Here is a 16,794-nt window from a genome sequence, read left to right on the forward strand (position 1 = left end):
CTAATGACGCTTAAATACCTTCATGTCGGTGGATTGGTCGCCGCTGGGTTTGACCCAAGCGGGACTTTCCTGCTAACGGTCTCACACTCTGGCCGAGGTCTTTATGCAGTCGGCACTTGGGAGCGCGTGGCAAGGGACTACACACTGACCTACCCTAGCCAGGGCCAAGTACTTGGAATAGGGCCAATTCAAGATCAAATCGTCGAAGTTGCGGAGACCCACAACGAATTGTTGCGGCTATCTAGTCCTGACGGTCTTTACTGCATCGAATATCAAGAGGGCGCAATAGGCATCAAAACGCAGGCAACGTCCGCGTAGCAGTCATTCGCCGACGACTGCAACTGGCCCTGATCTGTCTCGGGAGTCGATCCAGATTTGACATTCGCCATGTCGAATTGGGCGCCCAAAACTTCACATTCACGTCGGTGGCCGAAGGCCAGCCAAACCAAGCGTATTTCGCGAAGCGTGTCTTCAATGCCTCCTCGTGCATTGAAGTTCAGGCGGTGCATGTTTGCTAATATTCCGGCCCTATGCGCATCGCCGTTCTTTCCGATATCCACGGCAACTTGGCTGCCCTGCAAGCCGTTGTTTCCGATTTCAAGCGACGCGGTGTGGACGCTGTGGTCAACCTGGGGGACAGTTTGTCTGGTCCCCTCCTGCCGCGCGAAACGGCACAGTTTCTGATGAGCCAGGATTGGGTGCATCTGGCGGGCAATCATGAGCGTCAGATTTTGCACCTGAGCCCCCATGCCGGCTTCTCGGACCGGTTTGCCTGCTCTGAGTTGGGCCAGCCGGAATTGGACTGGATCGGTGGACTGAGTCACACCCGAAAGTTCAATGAACAGGTCCTTCTTTGCCATGGCGCACCGGGCGCCGACAATGTGACGCTGCTGCAAACTGCGGAGCGGAACGCCACGGCTGAGGAAGTCGAACAACGACTCGGCGAATACGAGGCAGAGCTGATCCTGTGCGGCCACAGCCATGTGGCTCGCAGCGTACGTACGCACTGCGGCGGGCTGATCGTTAACCCGGGCAGTGTTGGCTTGCCGGCTTATGCCGACGACTATCCTCACCCCCATGTTGTCGAATCAGGATCGCCTGATGCCCGCTATGCCGTCGTCGAGCACCGCGCTGAAGGCTGGACGGTAGACCTGCTCACCGTACCCTACCCCCACCAGCAAATGGCCCACCTTGCCCGCCTGCGCAATTGCCCCGATTGGGAGCGGGCCTTGTTGACCGGATACATGCAATGAACCCATCACACGAACCCGTTGCTCTCATCATCGTCGACATGCAGAAGGGCAGGGTCAACAACGTTCCGCGCAACAACCCGGAAGCTGAGGCACACATCGGGCAACTGCTGGACCACTGGCGTGCCAGTGCACGCCCCATCGTTCACGTCCGCCATCTGTCACGCACGCCAGGCTCGCCGTTTTGGCCTGGTCAGCCGGGAGCGGAGTTTCAGGATCAATTGGCTCCACGGGAGCACGAACACGTAGTCGACAAGCATGTCACCGATGCGTTCGCCCAGAGCGGCCTTGAGCGTTGGCTGCATCAACGAGGCATTCGATCGCTGGTGTTTGCAGGCGTGAGCACAAACATGTCCGTTGAGGCTTCCGTCCGCAGTGCGGCCTGCCTGGGCTTTGATTGCATGGTTGTGGCTGATGCTTGCTACACCTATGACCGCCCTGATATCGATGGCAAGCCTCGGGCCGCCGAGGATATACACCGTGTTGCATTGGCCAATATGAGTGGCGAGTACGCTCGTGTATTGCCAGTTGCCGAGCTGCTTCAAAACCAATAGTCCGAAACCGGGCGTTGGTGAATGGCCGTTGATGGCCCAAAGCACCCCTCGAACCCCTGGCGAGTCATGCGTTCCAAGCAAAAAGGCCCCGCAGGCAATTACCTGCGGGGCCTTTGTCTTTGTGGTGCTTAGCGAAGCAACTCAGATATAGCTGTTCAGCAAGTTCTCCAGATGCTCCTGCCGGCCCGACACGGGCATGGTGTCGGTGTTGCGGTCCACCACGTGGGCGGCCACGGCCTCCAGGCTCATCTTGCCGTCCAGCACGTTCTTGCCAAACGCAGCATTCCAGCCCGCATAGCGGTCGTCCACCAGCTTGGCCAGCTTGCCGTCGGTGATCATCTTCTCGGCGATCAGCAGCGCGCGGGCGGTCACGTCCATGCCGCCAATGTGGCCGTGGAACATGTCTTCGGGGTCGATGGACTGGCGGCGCACCTTGGCGTCGAAGTTCACACCGCCGTTGACGAAGCCGCCACCTTGCAGGATGGTGTACATGGCCAGCGCAGTCTCGGGGATGCTGTTGGGGAACTGGTCGGTGTCCCACGCGCATTGCATGTCGCCGCGGTTCATGTCGATGGAGCCGAAGATGCCCAGGTCGACCGCAGTAGCAATCTCGTGCTCGAAGCTGTGGCCGGCCAGGGTGGCGTGGTTGGCTTCGATGTTGACCTTGATTTCCTTTTCCAGGCCGTAGCGGCACAGGAAGCCGTAGACCGTGGCGCTGTCAAAGTCGTACTGGTGTTTGGATGGCTCGCGTGGCTTGGGTTCGAGCAGGATGGTGCCTTGGAAGCCGATCTTGTGTTTGTACTCCACCACCATGTTCAGGAAGCGGCCCATCTGGTCCAGCTCGTGGCCGATGCGCGTGTTGAGCAGGGTTTCGTAGCCTTCGCGGCCGCCCCACAGCACGTAGTTGGCACCGCCCAGTTTCAGCGTGGCGTCCATGGCTTCTTTCACCTGCAGGGCGCCGAGTGCAAAGATCTCGGGGTTGGGGTTGGTGGCCGCGCCCGACATGAAGCGGCGGTGGCTGAACAGGTTGGCCGTGCCCCACAGCAACTTCATGCCGGTGGTGGCCTGCTTGTTGCCCAGCACGTCCACCATCTCGCGGAAGTTATTCACGCTTTCACGTGGGGTGGCGCCTTCGGGGGCGATGTCACGGTCGTGGAAGCAGTAGTAGGGCGCGCCCAGCTTGCTGAAAAACTCGAACGCCACATCGGCTTTGGCCTTGGCCGCAGCCATGGGGTCGGCCATGTGCTGCCAGGGGCGCTGGAAGGTGTCGCCGCCAAACGGGTCCAGGCCATTCCAGCAGAAGCTGTGCCAGTAGCAGACGGCAAAACGCAGCTGCTCTTCCATGCGCTTGCCCAGCACGATACGGTCTTTGTCATACCACTTGAAGGACAGTGGGTTGTCGGAAGTCGGGCCTTCATAGGCGATGGGGGAGACGGTAGAAAAGTAAGAGCTCATGGTTTCCTCTGCGGTTAATTTGTTGCTTGGTCGAACTAAATAAAGCTGGCTATGCGCCAGAAATGGGTGGATTACACAGTGCGGTACAGGCTGCGGAAGGTCGCGTAGCGGTCCATTAGCAGGGCTTGTTCGGCGGCGTCGGGGTGGTAGGTGGCATCGACTTCAGGTGTCAGACACACGGCGGCAGCGTCGGCGCCGGTGGCCAGCCAGCCCAGGCGGGCGGCGCCCAGAGCCCCGCCCACTGCAGAGCTGCCGTGGGTCACGATGTCTACGTTCAGCGCGCTGGCCAGTTGTTGGGCCCAGAAGCTGCTGCGCGCGCCGCCGCCGACCAGCGACAAGCGGTGCACGCTGCTGCCAGCGGCGTTGAGCGCGGCCAGGCCGTCTTTCAGGCCGAAGGTCACGCCTTCAATCACCGCGTAGCCCAAGCGGGCGGCGTCGGTGTCAAAGCTCAGTTGGTGGAAGCTGCCGCGCACATTGGCATCGTTGTGCGGGGTGCGCTCGCCGCCCAGGTAGGGCAAAAACAGGGGCGATGCGGCGCGCTGTGCCGCGCTCAGTGCGGCGGCTTTTTCGGCCACCACACCGGCGTTGGGTGCGCCCAGCAGGTCGGTCACCCACTGCAGGCTGCTGGCGGCAGACAGCATCACGCTCATCTGGTGCCAGCGGCCGGGCACGGCGTGGCAAAACGCATGCGTGGCGCTGGCCGCGTTGGGCTGGTAGCTGGGTGTGACGACGAACAGCACGCCGCTGGTACCCAGCGACAAAAAGCCCTGGCCGCTGTCTACCGCGCCCATGCCCACGGCGCTGGCCGCGTTGTCGCCCGCGCCACCGGCCACCACGATGCCAGCGTTCAGGCCCAAGGCCTGGGCCACATCGGCTTTCAGATAACCGCCGGGTGCACTGCCTTCCACCAGACGGGGCATGTGGCTGCGGTTCAGGCCGGTCAGCGCCAGCAGCGCGTCCGACCAGTCGCGTTGTTGCACGTCCAGCCACAGGGTGCCGCTGGCGTCGGACATGTCGCAGGCGTATTCGCCAGTGAGCATCAGGCGCACGTAGTCTTTGGGCAGCAGCACTTTGGCCACTTGTTGGAAGACTTCGGGCTCGTGTTTGGCCACCCAGCGCAGCTTGGGCGCGGTAAAGCCGGGCATGGCCAGCGTGCCGGCCAGGGCGGGCAGCGTGGGTAGCTCGACCATCATCTCGGCGCACTCGGCGGCGCAGCGGGTGTCGTTCCACAAAATGGCGGGGCGCAGCACGCGGTCTTGCGCGTCCAGCAGCACGGCACCGTGCATTTGGCCCGACAGGCCGATGGCACGGGCCGCCGCGTATTCAGCAGGGTGGGCGGCCTGGAGCTTGAGCAGGGCGCTTTGGGTGGCGGCCCACCAGTCGGCCGGGGCCTGCTCGCTGTGGCCGGGGTGCGGGCGCTGCACCGTGAGGGGGGTGCCAGCCGAGCCGATGATGCGGTGATCGTCCGAGAGCAGAAGTGCTTTGACTTCTGAGGTGCCGATATCAATACCTAAAAACATAGTTAAACCGTGGTGCCTGTTGTCATGGAAAGAGATTCGTCCGGGGCGTCTGCCGCCGGGAGTGGAGGCGCCGACATGCGGGTGTGCATGGGGCGCAATTCGTGGTGCAGCACCAGGGCGGCAGCACCTACGGCAGAGGCCAGCAGCCCGTAGCGCGCGGCCCGCATGTGCGGGGGCGCCATGCCGGCCGCATCGGCGTAGGTTTGCAGGGTGTCTTGGGCGACCTGGACGATGCCGGGGTAGGTGTCGCACGAGGGGCCGCCCACCACCAGCGTGCTGGGGTTGAAGGTGGTCCACAGGTTTTGCAGCACCACACCCAGGTAGCGGCCTCCTTGGGCCGGGTCGGGCAACTTGGCCAGCGTGCGCGCACCAAAAAATGTCTCGGCACAGCCCTTGCGGCCGCACGAGCACAGTGGCCCGTCGATCTGCAGGGTGCTGTGGCCGATTTCACCGGCCATGCCTTGTTTGCCGGTGAACAGGCGGTCGTTGATCACAATGCCCGCACCCACGCCGGCGCCGCAGGTCACAAAGATCAGGGAGTCGCTGGCGTCGCCATCGGCGAACTCGTATTCGCTCAGGGCTGCGGTGTCGGCTTCGTTTTGCACATGTACTTGCACCTCGGGCAGTTGGGCCTGGGCCAGAGCCCGGGTGATCATGGGCAAAAAGTCCACGTTGCGCCAACCCAGGTTGGGCGCAAAACGCAGCATGCCGGTGGCCTCGTCAAAGGCACCGGGCAGGCCCACGCCCACGCCCGTCAGGGCAATGCTGCGCTGCTGCAGCTGGCTGTAGGTCCGGGCGACCAATCGGGCGGCCTGGCGGCACACTTCTTCGGGTTGGGTGCCGACCAGGGCTTCTTCTGCGGCGCACAGCACCTGCCCGGTGAGCGACACGCCCACCACGCGCAGTGCCTCCACCGCCACTTCAATGCCTATCAGTCCGCGCGTGCGGCCATCGAGATGCAGGGGGGTAGATGGGCGGCCCAGGCCTTGGACGGCGGTGACGTCGGTTTCGGCGACCCAGCCTTCGTCAATCAGCTCGCGCACCAGCAGGCTGACGGTGGACTTGGTCAGCCCGCTGCCACTGGCGAGTTGCGCCCGGGAAAGCCCCGGCTGCGCACGCAACAGCCGCAGCAGCACGCTGCGGTTGATACGTTTGACTAGCTGCTGGTCGCCGGTGGTTTTCATGGTGTCGCGGGTGAATTGCACAGAGCTACAGGGTGTGCGTCTGTGCTTTTCCTTCAGGTTGTTTGCCAGCGATGATCATGCCAAGAACTTCGTCCTCCACCACGTCTGCCGTGCGATATGTACCTACTAATTTGCCGTTTTTCATCACCGAGAGGCGGTCGCTCAGGCCAAACACGTCCGGCATGTCGTGGGTAATCAGGAAAATGCCCACGCCTTCGGCCTTGAGTTGCTTCACCAGGTTGCCCACCATTGCGGTTTCCTCAGGGCCCAGGGCGGCCGTGGGCTCGTCCATGATGAGGATCTTGGCGTTGAAATAGATGGCACGCGAAATGGCCACCACCTGGCGCTGTCCGCCCGAGAGGCGGCGCACCGGTGTGCGCACGTTTTTGAAGTTCTTGTTCAGGCGGTGAAACACCTTGCGGGCGTCTGCATCCATGCGGTGGTCGTCCAGCGTGTTCCAGCGCGTGAGCAGCTCGCGGCCCAAGAACAGGTTGGCTACGGCGTCCAGGTTGTCGGCCAGGGCCAGGGTCTGGTAGATCGATTCGATGCCGCTACGCTGCGCATCCACGGGGGTGCGGATGTGGGCCTTCTCGCCATTGATCAGCACCTCGCCGCTGTCGATGGGGTAAGCGCCGGCCAGCATCTTCATGAGGGTGGACTTGCCCGCGCCGTTGTGGCCCAGCAGGGCTACCACTTCGCCGGGGTAGAGGTTGATGCTGACATCGTCCACGGCGTGCACACCGCCAAAGGACTTGCCAATGTTGCGCATTTCCACCAGCGCCTGCTTTGTATTGCCCGCGCTCATACGGTGTCTCCTGTCATACGGCGGTAAACCACATCAAACACCACCGCTGCAATCAGCACCTGGCCGATGATCACGTAGCGCACCCCAATCGACACGTCTAGCAGCAGCATGCCGCTGTCAATGCTTTGCATGATCAGCGCGCCCAGCACCGATCCCAAAATCGAACCACTGCCACCGGCCAGCGCGGTGCCCCCAATCACGGCAGCGGCAATCACATACAGCTCCATGCTGGTGCCCAGCGAGTTGGTGCCCGCGTTAAGCCGCGCGATGGACACAATGGCGGCGATGGTGATGAGCACGCCCATCAGCGCAAACAGCATGAGCGTGACTTTGCGCACCGGAATGCCCACCAGCGCGGCCGCCTCGGGGTTGCCGCCCATGGCAAACACATAGCGGCCAAAACGCGTGCGGTGCACGATGAAAGACAGCACCAGTGCTACGGCAGCCCAGATCAGCACGGGGATGGGAATGCCCTGCGGAGCATCTTTGTTCATGATCTGGTAGTTGTTCATGGCGGTGACAAAACCCAGCACGATGGCCACGGGCACCAGCACGATCAGCGCATCCAGCCACAGGGGGTTGTTGGGCACGTCATAGGAGGCCTTGGCGCGGCGCTTGGCCCACATCTGGAGCATCAAGGCCAGCACAATCACCCCCGCCAGCACCCAGCTGGCGGTGACACCAATGGCGCCATCAAAACCACCGCCCAGGCGTTGAAAGAATTGGTCATTCACCGGTTGGGTTTTGCCGTCGGCCACCAGAAAGGCCGCACCGCGGAAGGACATGAGGCCGCCCAGCGTGACGACGAAAGAAGGCACACCCAGCATGGCCGTGAGGGCGCCCTGGTACAGCGACACGGCAATGGCCACGGCCAGACCGGCCAGCGACGCCTCGACCCAGTGCCAGCCAGCGGTGTACATCAGGGTTGCAATCAGCACACCCACAAACCCCATGACCGAGCCCACAGACAGGTCGATGTGGCGTGCCACGATGACCAGCACCACCACGGTGGCGACCACGCCCACCACGGCCGTTTGCTGGGCAATGTTGTACAGATTCTCGGGGGACAAAAACAGCCCGCCGGACAGGATGTTGAACACGATGGCAATGGCTGCCAGCACGGTGCCCATCATCACCAGACGCCAATCAATGGCCGCCTGCTTCAGGGAATTCAAAACGGGATTCACATGCGTTCTCCGCAAGACATAAAAAAACCGCGGGCTGACCCCAGCCCGCGGTTGGAGGGCTTCAACTAACTCAGAGAGAAACGCAAATTACTTGCAAGCTGCTGGGCCTTTGGCTGCATCGACACCTTTGCACAGGTCAGCCTTCTTGATCCAGCCGGCCTTGACCACCACATCGAGGTTCTTGGCGGTGATTGGCACGGGCTTCAAGAACTGGGCCTGCAGGGCCACTTTCTTCTCGCCACCGTTCCAGGTTTGGGCAGCAGCTACTTTTTGGCCCTTGGCTAGCACCACGGCAGCGGCAGCAGCGTCGCGGCCCAGGTCGCGGGCGTCTTTCCACACCGACACAGTCTGGCTGCCCAGAGCCACGCGGTTCAGCGCAGCGTGGTCACCATCCTGGCCGGAGACTGGAATGCCCTTGATGCCCTTGGCAGTCAACGCAGCCACCACACCACCGGCGGTACCGTCGTTGGAGGCGACCACCGCGTCAATCTTGCCGCCGGTCTTGGTGATGATTTGTTCCATGTTCTTTTGGGCAACTTCGGGCTTCCAGCCGTCGGTGTATTCCTCGCCCACGATCTTGATGTCGCCCTTTTTCACAGCGGCATCAATGACTTCTTGCTGGCCACCGCGCAGGAAGTTGGCATTGGGGTCAGTAGGGGAGCCCTTGATCATCACGTAGTTGCCCTTGGGCTTGGCTTCCAGAATGGCGCGGGCTTGCATGCGGCCCACTTCCACGTTGTCGAATGTGATGTAGAACACGCCGGGCGCTTCGATCAGGCGGTCATAGGCGACCACGGGGATCTTTTGCTGGTTGGCCTTGTTCACGGCGGGCAGGATGGCGTCCTTGTCCATGGCCAGGATGATCAGGGCCTTGGCGCCTTTGGAAATCAGGCTGTCGATGTCCGCCAGCTGCTTCTCGGGAGAACCGCCAGCGTCAGCGCTGATGTAGGTCGCGCCGTCTTTGGCCAGCTGGGCCTTGATGGCGGCTTCGTCGGTTTTCCAGCGCTCTTCCTGGAAGTTGGACCAGCTCACGCCCACCACTTGGGCAAACGCGCCAGCGGCAGCCAGGCTCAGGGCCAGGGCGGTCAGTGTTGTCTTCAGTTTCATCAATGTCTCCGGTGATTTGGCCTGTGTCAGGCCTATGGTTTTGGAAGGACTCTTCAGAGCCATCGTGCTGCCGTAAATGCAACACGGTGCATTTAGTAAGGACGACAAACTAATTGTTCGGGACTTGGCTGGCGGCGCGAATAGGGATAAACCCGACATAGTTTAATCATCGAACTTAATAAGATCGCCGGATTCTTTCATTTTTCACAAAGGATTGCCACGTGCACCCTCTGGATTGGATTTCCCGGCCCGCAGTGCGAAACGTGGTGGCTGGCCTGGGGCTGGTGTCGGGTGCCTGGGCGGCCGATGCGCCGGCGCCTGCCACGCCACGGTTTGCCGAAGAAACCGACACTGCCGGCCTGCAAAGCCGCTTTGAAGGCGAGGGCGAATACATGGTGGGCGGGGGCGTGGCCACCTTCGATTGCGACGCCGATGGCCTGCCCGAGGTGTACATGACTGCGGGCGTGAACAAAGCCAAGTTCTACCGCAACCGCAGCACGCGTGGCGGTCCGCTCAAGCTGCAAGAAGAGCGCTCGGGCCTGGAGCTGACCAATGCCGTGGGCGCCTACCCGCTGGACATTGACGGCGACGGCCTGACCGACTTGGTGGTGCTGCGCGTGGGCGAGGTGCAGGTGTTCAAAGGGGCGGGCCAGTGCAAGTTCGAGAAGGCCAATGACGCATGGTCCATCCGCACCGGCAACGGCTGGCACACCGCCTTTGCCGCCACCTGGGAGAAAGGCCAAGCCTGGCCCACACTGGCCATTGGTACCTACACCGACCGCAGCAAGCCCGAGTTCCCCTGGGGCAGCTGCACACCGGGCTTGCTGCTGCGCCCCAAAGAGGGTGGCGGTTACCAGCCTGCCACGCCCTTGGTGCCCGGCCACTGCGCGCTGTCCATGCTGTTCTCGGACTGGAGCCGCTCGGGTACGGCCGCGCTGCGTGTGAGCAATGACCGCGAGTATTACAAGGGTGGCGAAGAGCAGCTGTGGCAGCTGCCTGCCGGCGCCGCACCCGCGCTCTACACCGCCGCCCAGGGTTGGAAGCCGCTGCAAATCTGGGGCATGGGCATTGCCAGCCACGACCTCAATGGCGATGGTTACCCCGAGGTATTTTTGACCAGCATGTCTGACAACAAATTGCAGACGCTGGAGGCGGGCGCAGCCCAGCCGCGTTTTACCGACATGGCCTTCAAACGCGGAGTGACGGCGCACCGGCCTTATGTGGGCGGAGATGTGCACCCCAGCACCGCCTGGCACGCCCAGTTTGCCGACATGAACAACGATGGGCTGACGGACCTGTTTGTGGTGAAGGGCAATGTGTCCACCATGCCCGACTTTGCGACACTGGACCCCAACAACCTGTTGCTGCAAAAGGCCGATGGCAACTTTGTGGAAGCGGGTAGCCAGGCCGGACTCGCCAGCTTCAAGCGCGGGCGTGGTGGCATGGTGGCGGATCTGAATGGTGATGGCCTGCTGGACGTGCTGGTGGTGAACCGCTGGGACAAGGCCCAGCTGTGGCGCCAGACCACGGCGGCGCCTGCGGGCCACTGGCTGCAGCTGCGTTTGCAGCAGCCCACCGGCAACCGCGATGCCGTGGGTGCTTGGGTGGAGGTGAAGTTGGGCGAGGGTGATGCGGCCCCCGTGATCCGCCAAGAGCTCACCGTGGGCGGCGGCCATGCCAGTGGCCACCTGGGCTGGATGCACTTTGGTCTGGGCAACGCCACCACGGCACAGCTGCGCGTGGGGTGGCCGCACGGCGGCTGGAGCGACTGGATGCCCGCCAAGGCAGATGCCTTCTACACCCTCAGCCCCCAGGGCCTTGTGAACTGGAAAGCCCCATGAAAACCCGATTGTTCTCGCTGTGCCTGGCAGGCGTCTTTGCCTGGACCAGCGCGCTCTTGCCTGTGCAAGCCCAGCAGGCGGCGCCCGCCGCGCGCCCCGCCAGCGCCTTCAGTGCCAGTGTTGCCACCGAGTGGTTCAACCTGGCCTTGTTGCTGACCCAGCAGACCCCGGGCTACAGCCCGCCCGTGGCCTCGCGTGCCTTGGCCTACCTGGGGCTCACGCTGTACGAGTCGGTGGTGCCCGGCATGCCGCAACACCAAAGCCTGGCGGGCCAGCTCAACGAGCTGCAGTCGCTGCCCTGGGCCCAGCCCGACGAAGTGCTGCACTGGCCCACGGTGGCCAATGCCTCCATGGCGACGATGACGCGGATGATGTTCCCCACGGCCAGCGCCGAAAACAAGGCGCGCATCGACCTGCTGGAGCGCAGCCTGCCACTCAAGTACAGCCAGGACTTCGACCCCAACACGGTCACGCCGGAGATCACCAACCGCTCGGAGACTTTTGGCAAGCTCATGGCCATGGCCATCATGACCTGGGCCCGCACCGATGGCGGCCACGAGGCCTGGGGCCCGCTGCGCCGCAGCCAGAAAAATTACGTGCCCCCGAGTGGCGAAGGCCAGTGGTCGGCCACACCGCCCGCGTTTGCGCAGGCGCTCTTGCCCTGGTGGGGCGAGGTGCGGCCGTTTGTATTGAAGACCAGCAGCAGCTGCGCCGCACCGCCGCATCCCCCGTACTCTGAGAGCCCGGGTTCGGCGTTTTACAAAGAGGCCCAAGAGGTCTACCAGGTGAGCAACAAGGCCACCCAAGAGCAACGCCAGGTGTCGCTGTACTGGGCGGATGACCCACTCAAGACCCCCACGCCTGCGGGCCACTGGGCCTACATAGCCAACGACCTGCTCAAAGTGCAAAAGGCCGACCTGGCCAAGGCCGCCCACACCATGGTGCGCCTGAACCTGGCCATGGCCGACGCCTTTATTGCGGGCTGGAAAACCAAGTACACCGCCAACCTGCTGCGCCCGGTGACCTATGTGCAACTGGTGATCGACAGCAACTGGGTGCCTACCCTGATGCACACGCCACCGTTCCCGGAATACCCCTCAGGCCACTCGGTGCAGTCCAGCGCGGCGGCCGGAGTGCTGGAGCAGGTGTTTGGCGCCAACCAGCCGTTTACCGACAACACCCACAACGACCGCGGCTGGGGCCCGCGCACCTTTGCCAGCTTCAAGGTGGCGGCAGACGAAGCGGCCATCTCGCGCATGTACGCGGGCATCCACTTCCGCAGCGGTATCGAGGGGGGCAAGGTGCAGGGGCGCTGTGTCGCCCAGCAGGTGCTGGCGCTCAAGCTGGCGCGCTGAGCCGGGGGCTGGGCTGCGCTCTCAGCCCTCGCCCACACCAATGGGTGCGGGCGCACGCATCACGATGCGGGTGAACAGGCGATCGAAGGCCGGGTCGCGTGGGTGCTGGCCGGTCAATGGGTCGCAGTTGTTGGCGAAGGCTGCGTCCAGTTCGGCCCAGTCGGCATCGCTGAGCACCGCTTGGGCCACGGGCAGGATGGCGGTTTCTTCCAGCTTCATGTGGGTCAGGTAGGCGGCTACATAGCGGCGTACGGCGGTGTCAAACGCCGCGTGGCGGCTTTCCCCCAGCAGTTCCCAGGCCAGCAGCAGGTGCTGCAATTCGCGCACGGCGGCCTCGCTGCGGGCGTGGTCTTTTTCCAGCTGGGTGATGGCCTCCAGGGTCTGGGGCGCCAGGCGCACCACGCGCGGAAACAGCAGGTCCGATTCCTTGGGGTGGTGCAGGCGCTCGGGGAACTCGTCAATGTAGAAGAGCATGGCGCGCAGCACGTCAAAAAATCGTTCGGGTTCGTCACCGGGGCCACGGTCCAGCATCAGCAGCAGTGACTGCAGCATGGCGGCCAGGGCGGCGTGTTCGTCTTTGATGGTTTGCAGGCTGCTACGGGGCATGGCGTGTCTCCGGTAATTGTGCGAGAGCTTCCCACGCACGCCAGCCCAAGAGCTTGATGCAGGTCAACGGCCGTGTTGCTAGCCGTTCGGACCTTTGGGGCGTGCACGGCTCAAGTAGCGCCGTTACCATCACTGCTGTGCGCCGCCCGGCGCGGTACTGACGTCCTTATTCCTTGCCCTTGCTATGACGACACCACTGTCCCCCCGAGTCCTGACCTGGTTGCACCGCCTGGCCTATGCGCTGGGTGCGCTGGTGTTGCTATGGGGGCTGGCCTGGGCGCTGGTGCCGTCCATTGCCAAAAGCCAGGCGCAAACCCGGCTATCGGCGTTGCTGGGCCGTGTGGTCACCATCGGTGCCATCGAGTTTGCGCCCTGGTCGCTGGAGCTCACAGTGCGCGAGCTGGCCGTGGCCAAGGCCGACGGCAGTGGCCCGCAGTTCAGCGTAGCCAGGGTCTATGTAGATGCCGAGCTGCAGTCGCTGCTGCGTCTGGCGCCCGTGGTGGACGCGGTGGCCGTGGAGGCGCCCACGCTGTACCTCACCCACACGGGCAAGGGGCAGTACGACATCGACGACATCGTGCAGCGCCTGCAGGCACCTTCGGACGCGCCTGCAGGAGATCCGCTGCGCTTTGCGGTCTACAACGTCACCCTCAGTGGCGGCAGCGTGGACTACACCGACCAGGCGCTGCAAGGCCAGCCGCGCCAGCACACGCTGCGCGAGCTGCAGCTCAGCGTGCCTTTTCTCAGCAACTTTGATTCCAAGCGTGATGTGCTGGTGGCGCCACGGCTGGCCTTTGTGCTCAATGGCAGTGCCTTTGATACCGCGGCCCAGGGCACGCCGTTCGCCCAAACCCGCCAGGGCGAGGCGCAGCTGAAGATCAGCCAGTTGGACCTCAAGCCCTATCTGCCCTACCTGCCGGCAGGCCTGCCTGTGCAGCCGCAAAGCGCGGTGGTGGATGCAGAACTCAAGATCGGTTTTGTGCAGCAACCGCAAACCGCAGTCACGCTCTCGGGCGTGGTCACCGTGAGCCAACTGGCCGTGGCGGATGCCACCGGCGCGCCCTTGCTGTCGGTGGACGCGGTGCGCACCGAGCTGGCCGATGTGCGCCCACTGGAGCAGCAGGTAAAGCTGGGTGCGGTGGAGATCAGCAACCCGCGCTTGCAGGTGCTGCGCGCGCGCAATGGCCGCCTCAATCTGGCGCTTGCCAGCACAGGGGCAGCCAAAGACGCTCCTAAAACAGGAGCTGCTCGCGCAGACACCACGGGGGCTACAGGCCCAAAAGGCACTGAAACGCCAGCTACTGCCAAACCGTGGGCCTTGGCGCTGGAGCGCCTGGCGCTGCGGGGTGGCCAGGTGGACTGGCAGGACCAACAAACCCCGGCCAAGCTGGCGCTGACCGAGCTGGAGCTCACGGCCCAGGGCCTGCACTGGCCCATGGACCAGGCGGTGCGCGCCGAGGCCAGCGCCAACCTGCCCGCGGGCAAGACCAGCGCGCGCCTGACCCTGCAGGCAGAGGGGACCGACCAGCAAGGCAGCGCCCAAGCCACCGTCAATGGCCTGGCCCTGGCACTGGCCGACCCCTACTTGGCCGCATGGCTGCAGCCCACGGTGCGCGGCGTGCTGGACGCCGAACTGGGTGCCACCTGGGCCGGTGACAAGCTGCAGGCCACGGTGAAACAACTGGCCGTGCGCGACGCGGGCCTGGTGGCCAGCAAGGCCATGGCGGCCGCTGCCACCACCACGGGCAATACGCGCAACTCTGAGGGCCCCAGCTCCCAGGACCTGCCCAAGTTCAAGCTGCTCGAAGTGAGCGATGCCCAGGTGGACCTGGCGGCTCGGACTGCCCGCGTGGGCAAGCTGCTGCTGGCCGGTGCCAGCAGCGGCGTGCGCCGCGAGACGGACGGGACATGGATGTTTGAGCGCTGGCTGAAAGCAGCCCACGGCGCCGCGCCCCTTGCCCCAGCCGCCGCTACCCCGGCTGCAACCGCGCCCCCCGCAGCGCCCTGGAAAGTGGCGCTGGGCGAGCTGCAGCTGCAAAACGCTGCTGTGCAGTTCACCGACCGCGTGAACGCGCGCCCGGTGCGGCTGGATATTTCAGCCCTCAACCTGCAGGCCAAGGGTGCCGCGCTGGATGGCAAGAAGCCAGTGCCGGTGACGCTGAGCGCCCGCGTGAAGTCGGGCCAGGCCGAAGCCGGCAGCCTGCGTTACCAAGGCACCGTGGCCTGGGACCCGGTGCAAGCCCAGGGCGCCGTGGAGTTGCTGGAGCTGCCGGCGCATGCGCTCGCGCCCTACGTGGCCAGCCAGGTGAACCTGGATGTGCTGCGGGCCGATGCCAGCTTCAAGGGCCAGCTGCGTTTTGCCAGCACGGCCAAGGGGCCGGAGGTCGCACTCAAGGGTGATGCACAGCTGGAAGACTTCCGTGCCAACACCGTGCAAGGCGCGGCCGGCAGTTTTGCCGAGGAGCTGCTGAGCTGGAAGTCGCTCAACGTGCCCGGCATCGACCTGGCCATGGTGCCCGGTGCCGCCACGCGGGTGAACGTGCGCGAGGCGGCGCTGTCCGACTTTTACGCCCGTCTTATCGTCAACCCCAATGGCCGCCTGAACCTGCAGGACCTGAGCAAAACCCCGGCCCAGGCCGAGGCGGCCGCCAGCACGCCACCCGGTGCCGCAGCATCGGCCCCGGCACCTGCTGCATCCGCAGCCGCGAGTGCCAGCGCCGGGCCCGACGCCGTCATCACCATGGGCCCTATCAGCCTGGTCAACGGTCGGGTGCTGTTTTCCGACCGTTTCATCCAGCCCAACTACACCGCCAACCTGAGCGACCTGACCGGCAAGCTCAGCCAGTTCTCCAGCCAGCCCTCCAACGGCGTGGTGCAGCTGGCCGACCTGGAGCTGCGTGGGCGGGCCGAAGGCACCGCGTCGCTGGACATCACCGGCAAGCTCAACCCGCTGGCCAAGCCTTTGGCGCTGGACATTGCGGGCAAGGTGCGCGACCTGGAGCTGTCGCCGCTCTCACCCTATGCGGTCAAGTACGCGGGTTATGGCATCGAGCGCGGCAAGCTCAGCCTGGATGTGCGCTACACCGTGCAACCCGATGGCCAGCTCACCGCCACCAACAAACTGGTGCTGAACCAGCTGACCTTTGGCGACAAGGTGGACGGCGCACCCAATAGCCTGCCCGTCAAGCTGGCGGTGGCCCTGCTGGCCGACCGCAATGGCGTGATTGACCTGGACCTGCCGATCAGCGGCTCGCTCAACGATCCGCAGTTCCGCATTGGTCCGGTGATCTGGAAAGTCATCACCAACCTGGTAGCCAAGGCCATCACCGCCCCCTTTAGTCTGCTGGCCAATGCCTTCGGTGGCGGCGGCAGTGCAGAGTTGAGCACTGTGGCTTTTGCACCCGGTAGCAGTGTGCTGACCGACCCGGCCAAGGCCGGGCTGGACAAGGTCGCCAAGGCGCTGGTGGACCGCCCCGGCCTGCGCTTGACCGTGCAAGGCACGGCCAATGTAGAGGCCGAGCGCGAAGCCATCAAGCGCGAACGCCTCAAGGGCCTGCTGCTGGCCGAGAAACGCCGTCGCGCCACCGCGCAGGGGCAAGACGCGGCGGCCGTGGCCAGCTACAGCGCCGAGGAAATGCCGGTGCTGCTGCGCGCGGTCTACCGCCGCGCCGACATCACCAAGCCGCGCAACCTGGTAGGCCTCACCAAGGACATCGAGGTGCCTGACATGGAGGCCCTGTTGCTGGCCAACATCACCGTCAACGACGAGGCTGCCCGCGAGCTGGCGCTCCAGCGTGGCGTGGTGGTCAAGGACTACCTGGCTGCGAAACAGGTGAGTGCCGAGCGCCTGTTTTTGGGCGCAGTGAAAACCGGCGGCGCTGCGGCGGAGGCCAAGCCGCAGGCCGAGCTCAACCTGGCCAGTCAGTAGCC

General features: G+C 64.1%; 12 protein-coding genes. 5 read left to right on the forward strand and 7 right to left on the reverse strand.

Translation table 11 applies throughout. From position 1 onward, the window contains the following. Nucleotides 1–530 precede the first annotated feature (530 nt). Together AC3WS7_RS08430 and AC3WS7_RS08435 are read left to right on the forward strand one after the other, a co-directional pair. The gene (locus AC3WS7_RS08430; protein WP_492656023.1) at nucleotides 531–1,253 is read left to right on the forward strand and encodes a metallophosphoesterase family protein; all 723 of its coding nucleotides are present in this window, start codon (nucleotides 531–533) and stop codon (nucleotides 1,251–1,253) included. Further along, on the forward strand, nucleotides 1,250–1,804 hold the full coding sequence (locus AC3WS7_RS08435; protein WP_492656024.1) for a cysteine hydrolase family protein: 555 nt from the start codon (nucleotides 1,250–1,252) through the stop codon (nucleotides 1,802–1,804). The genes AC3WS7_RS08430 and AC3WS7_RS08435 overlap by 4 nt, the downstream gene beginning before the upstream one ends. A gap of 141 nt (nucleotides 1,805–1,945) precedes the next feature. Here the strand turns inward: AC3WS7_RS08435 and xylA are convergent, their stop codons facing one another. The 6 genes from xylA to xylF all read right to left on the reverse strand — a co-directional run bounded on the left by xylA (nucleotide 1,946) and on the right by xylF (nucleotide 9,062). Further along, nucleotides 1,946–3,259 carry a xylose isomerase gene (gene xylA / locus AC3WS7_RS08440; protein WP_492656025.1) on the reverse strand — a complete coding sequence of 438 codons (1,314 nt, stop codon included), beginning with the start codon at nucleotides 3,257–3,259 and terminating at the stop codon, nucleotides 1,946–1,948. A 71-nt stretch (nucleotides 3,260–3,330) separates the two neighbouring features. After that, complete coding sequence (gene xylB / locus AC3WS7_RS08445; protein WP_492656026.1) at nucleotides 3,331–4,779, reverse strand: xylulokinase; 1,449 nt, start codon at nucleotides 4,777–4,779, stop codon at nucleotides 3,331–3,333. A 2-nt stretch (nucleotides 4,780–4,781) separates the two neighbouring features. Then, a complete protein-coding gene (locus tag AC3WS7_RS08450; protein ID WP_492656027.1) occupies nucleotides 4,782–5,984 on the reverse strand; it encodes an ROK family transcriptional regulator in 1,203 nt (400 codons plus the stop codon). A gap of 4 nt (nucleotides 5,985–5,988) precedes the next feature. Further along, the gene (locus AC3WS7_RS08455) at nucleotides 5,989–6,768 is read right to left on the reverse strand and encodes an ATP-binding cassette domain-containing protein (RefSeq protein WP_492656028.1); all 780 of its coding nucleotides are present in this window, start codon (nucleotides 6,766–6,768) and stop codon (nucleotides 5,989–5,991) included. Further along, nucleotides 6,765–7,901 (reverse strand): sugar ABC transporter permease, encoded by a 1,137-nt coding sequence (locus AC3WS7_RS08460; protein ID WP_492656176.1) that lies wholly within the window; start codon nucleotides 7,899–7,901, stop codon nucleotides 6,765–6,767. Before AC3WS7_RS08460 ends, AC3WS7_RS08455 begins: the two co-directional genes overlap by 4 nt. A gap of 141 nt (nucleotides 7,902–8,042) precedes the next feature. Next, a complete protein-coding gene (xylF, locus tag AC3WS7_RS08465) occupies nucleotides 8,043–9,062 on the reverse strand; it encodes a D-xylose ABC transporter substrate-binding protein (protein WP_492656029.1) in 1,020 nt (339 codons plus the stop codon). Between the two features lie 221 nt (nucleotides 9,063–9,283). Between xylF and AC3WS7_RS08470 the strand changes: the two genes are divergently transcribed. Next, the gene (locus tag AC3WS7_RS08470) at nucleotides 9,284–10,903 is read left to right on the forward strand and encodes a CRTAC1 family protein (RefSeq protein WP_492656030.1); all 1,620 of its coding nucleotides are present in this window, start codon (nucleotides 9,284–9,286) and stop codon (nucleotides 10,901–10,903) included. Then, complete coding sequence (locus AC3WS7_RS08475) at nucleotides 10,900–12,258, forward strand: vanadium-dependent haloperoxidase (protein ID WP_296466918.1); 1,359 nt, start codon at nucleotides 10,900–10,902, stop codon at nucleotides 12,256–12,258. The genes AC3WS7_RS08470 and AC3WS7_RS08475 overlap by 4 nt, the downstream gene beginning before the upstream one ends. 21 nt (nucleotides 12,259–12,279) lie before the next feature. On the opposite strand, the gene AC3WS7_RS08480 is transcribed toward AC3WS7_RS08475, so the two are convergent. Continuing rightward, complete coding sequence (locus AC3WS7_RS08480) at nucleotides 12,280–12,864, reverse strand: hemerythrin domain-containing protein (protein WP_296466914.1); 585 nt, start codon at nucleotides 12,862–12,864, stop codon at nucleotides 12,280–12,282. Between the two features lie 184 nt (nucleotides 12,865–13,048). On the opposite strand from AC3WS7_RS08480, the gene AC3WS7_RS08485 reads away from it, so the two are divergent. Continuing rightward, nucleotides 13,049–16,792 (forward strand): DUF748 domain-containing protein, encoded by a 3,744-nt coding sequence (locus AC3WS7_RS08485; protein WP_492656031.1) that lies wholly within the window; start codon nucleotides 13,049–13,051, stop codon nucleotides 16,790–16,792. Nucleotides 16,793–16,794 lie beyond the last annotated feature (2 nt).

It is taken from the genome of Rhodoferax sp. EU05-FHT12H12 (assembly GCF_058791215.1).